The following is a 3,349-nucleotide window of genomic DNA, read 5'->3' on the forward strand; positions in this document are numbered from 1 at the left end:
GGCGGGCGGCAGGGGCCGGGGGAGCGGGCCTTCGCGATCGGCGCCGTGGTGATGTCGGCCGCGTTCATCGTGGTGTTCGCGGGGCTGCCCACCGGCGTCGCGGTCGCCGCCGCGCTGGTGGCGGGCATGGCCGACGGCCTCACCGAGATCGCGTACGTCACCCGGCTCCAGGAGGCGCCCGACGAGCAGCGCGGTCGGCTCTTCGGCCTCACCGCGTCCGTCGAGAACACCGGCTTCGGCCTCGGCATGCTGCTCAGCGGCGCGCTCCTCGAACGCTTCTCCCCGTTCCAGGTCGTGGGCCTGTTCCAGGGCGTGGCGATCGTCGTGTGCCTGGGGCTGCTCGTCGCGATCGTGCGGTACGGGCGGCGGAACACGGCCGAGCCGCCGGATGAGGCCGACCCGTCCGCGGAGGCCGGGCCGCCCGCCGGGCCCGCCCGGTCCGCACCCGGCGTCCCCAGCACCCACAGCCACAGCACGAGCCCGAGCGAGAGCGAGGCCCGATGACCGCCGCCGCCCGTGACGCCGTCGCCGTCGTCGGGATGTCGTTCCGGCTGCCCGGCGCGGACACCCCCGAGGAGTTCTGGCGCACGATCCACGACGGCGCCGACCGCATCCGCCGCTTCACCGACGAGGAGCTCGCCGCCGCCGGAGTGCCCGAAGAGCGCTACCGCGCCGACGACTTCGTCGGGGCCAGCGGGATCATCGACGACATCGCGGGCTTCGACGCGGGCTTCTTCGGCATGAGCGCGCACGAGGCGCGGATCAGCGATCCGCAGCACCGGCTGTTCCTGGAGTGCGTCCACCACGCGCTGGAGGACGCCGGGTACGCGGGCGCGCCCGGCCGCTCCGGCGCGGGCGAGGTCGGCGTCTTCGCCAGCACCGGCTACCACCTCTACTCGTTCCAGACGTATCTGCAGAACAACGTCCTGCCGGCCGGCGTCCCCGACTGGGTCGCCGGACTCCAGGTCAGCGTCGGCAACTTCACCGACTTCACCGCCACCCGCACCGCGTTCCGCCTCGGCCTGACCGGTCCGGCCATCGGTGTCCAGACGGCGTGCTCCAGTTCGCTGACCGCCGTCCACCTCGCCGCGCAGTCCGTCGTCACCGGCGAGTGCGACATCGCGGTGGCCGGGTCGACCGCCGTCCATGTGCCACAGGTGCTCGGCTACCAGTACGTCAAGGGCTCGATCCTCTCCAAGAGCGGCTGTCTGCGCCCCTTCGACGCCGACGCCGACGGCACGGTCGGCGGTACCGGCGTGGTGGCCCTGGTCCTCAAGAGCCTGGAGCGGGCCGTCGCGGACGGTGACCACATCCACGGCGTCATCCGGGGCTGGGGCGCCAACAACGACGGCTCCGACAAGAAGGCGTTCAGCGCGCCCAGCGCGGACGGCCAGCGCGGCGCGATCCGGCGGGCTCTTGAGCGGGCGGGCGTCGACGCGGGCAGCATCGGCTATCTGGAGACGCACGGGACCGGCACCTTCAAGGGCGACCCGATCGAGTTCGCGGGCGCCACCGCCGCGTTCCGCGCCGACACCGACCGCACCGGCTACTGCGCGCTCGGCTCGGTGAAGGCCAACATCGGTCACCTCGACGTGTGTTCGGGCATCGCGAGCGTCGTCAAGGCGCTCCTCGTGCTGCGGCACGGCATCATCCCGCCGATGGCCAACTTCCGGCGGGCCAACCCCGCCCTGGACCTCGCGGCCAGCCCCTTCTACATCCCCGACTCGCCGCGCCCGTGGCCGGCGGGGGAGGGGCCGCGCCGGGCCTGCGTCAGCTCGTTCGGCGTCGGCGGCACCAACGTCCACGTCGTCCTGGAGCAGGCGCCCGAACCGGCGCCCCGCCCCGCCGACGTACCGCCGCCCCCGGGCGTCCTGCTCGTCGCGGGCCACACGGAGGCGGCGCTCGCCGACAACGTCACGGCCCTGCGCGACCATCTGCGCGCCCACCCCGGCACGCACCCCGCGGACCTCGTCACGACGCAGGCGCTCGGCCGTGCCCACCGCAGGCACCGGATCGCGGTGCGCGGCGAGACCGTGGCCGCGCTCACCGGCGCCCTGGACGACTGGCTCGCCGGGCCCCGGACACCGGCGGCGGGCGGCGCCGACGCGGCGTTCCTCTTCACCGGCCAGGGCAGCCTCCACCGGGGCGCGGCCCGGGAGCTCCACGCCCGCTTCCCCGTCGTACGCGAGGTCCTCGACGCCTGCGAGCGGCAGTTCGCCGCGCTCACCGGCGGCGACAGCCTCCTGGCCCCGCTGCTCGACGAGACGTACGCGGGCGCCGGGTTCACGGGAGCCGCAGGCACGGACGGCACGGTAGGCACCGCAGGCACGGAAGGCCCCGCGGGCGAGGAGCCGGTGTGGCCCACCGAGGTCGCGCAGCCCGCGCTCTTCGCGCTGCAGTGCGCGCTCGTCGCGCTGTGGCGCGAGTCCGGGATCGCGCCGGCCGTGGTGGCCGGGCACAGCGTGGGGGAGTACGGCGCCCTGCACGCGGCCGGGGTGCTGTCCGTCGAGGACGGCCTGCGCCTGACGGCCGAGCGCGGCCGGCTGATGGCACGGCACTGCGCGCCGGGCGCGATGGTCGCGGTGCCGGTCGCGGCGCACGAGGCGGAGGAGTTCGCCGCCGCCGTGCCCGGCGTGGAGCTCGCGGTCGTCAACGGCGAGCGGAGCCAGGTCCTCGCCGGCCCGGCCGACGCCGTGGCCCGGCTGACGGCGCTGCTGGCCGAGCGCGGCGTCCCGGCGCGCGAACTGCCCGTACGGCACGCCTTCCACACGGCGCTCATGGATCCGGTGCTCGACGGGCTGCGCGAGNNGGCCGTCCGACGTGCCGTTCGTCAGCGGCCTCGACGGGCTCACGCGGCCCGCCGGGTGGCTGCCGGACGCGGAGTACTGCGTACGCCAGGCGCGTGACCCGGTCCGGTTCGACGACGTACTGGGCGAGGTGGGCACCTCGTACGACGGCGTGGGCGCGCTGGTGGAGATCGGCCCGCACACGACGCTCAGCGGTCTGGCGCGCCGTCGGCTGCCGGACCGGGCCGCGCTGCCGACGCTGCGGCGCGGCGCGGGGCTCGCACCGCTGTGGGACGCGGCGGCCGGCCTGTACCGGGCCGGGGCACCCGTCGACTGGCGGACCTTCATGGGCGGGGCGGGGCGCAGGATCCCCCTGCCCGGCTACCGATTCCAGCACAAGGACTACTGGACCGGGCCGGAGAACCACCTTCCCCGGCTCGCACAACCGGCAAGGGATGAGGCCGAAGTGGCACAGGACGAGGCAGCGGTCGAGCACGTGCTGCAGCACATCATCAAGGTCACCGCGAAGCACCTCAGCTACGACACCAGCGAGATAGCCGAGG

2 protein-coding genes are annotated in these 3,349 nt (G+C 75.1%); both read left to right on the forward strand.

What is annotated here, in order from left to right; translation table 11 throughout:
- The coding region (locus AOK22_RS36525) for an MFS transporter (RefSeq protein ID WP_157872403.1) at positions 1-504 on the forward strand (504 nt) is incomplete at its 5' end.
- Positions 501-2,807: type I polyketide synthase (locus AOK22_RS36530; RefSeq protein ID WP_244165258.1), on the forward strand; the 2,307-nt coding region annotated here is incomplete at its 3' end. The genes AOK22_RS36525 and AOK22_RS36530, both read left to right, overlap by 4 nt.
- Between the last annotated feature and the right edge of the window lie 542 nt (positions 2,808-3,349).

Source organism: Streptomyces silaceus (genome assembly GCF_001419745.1).
Taxonomy (GTDB): Bacteria; Actinomycetota; Actinomycetes; order Streptomycetales; family Streptomycetaceae; genus Streptomyces; species Streptomyces silaceus.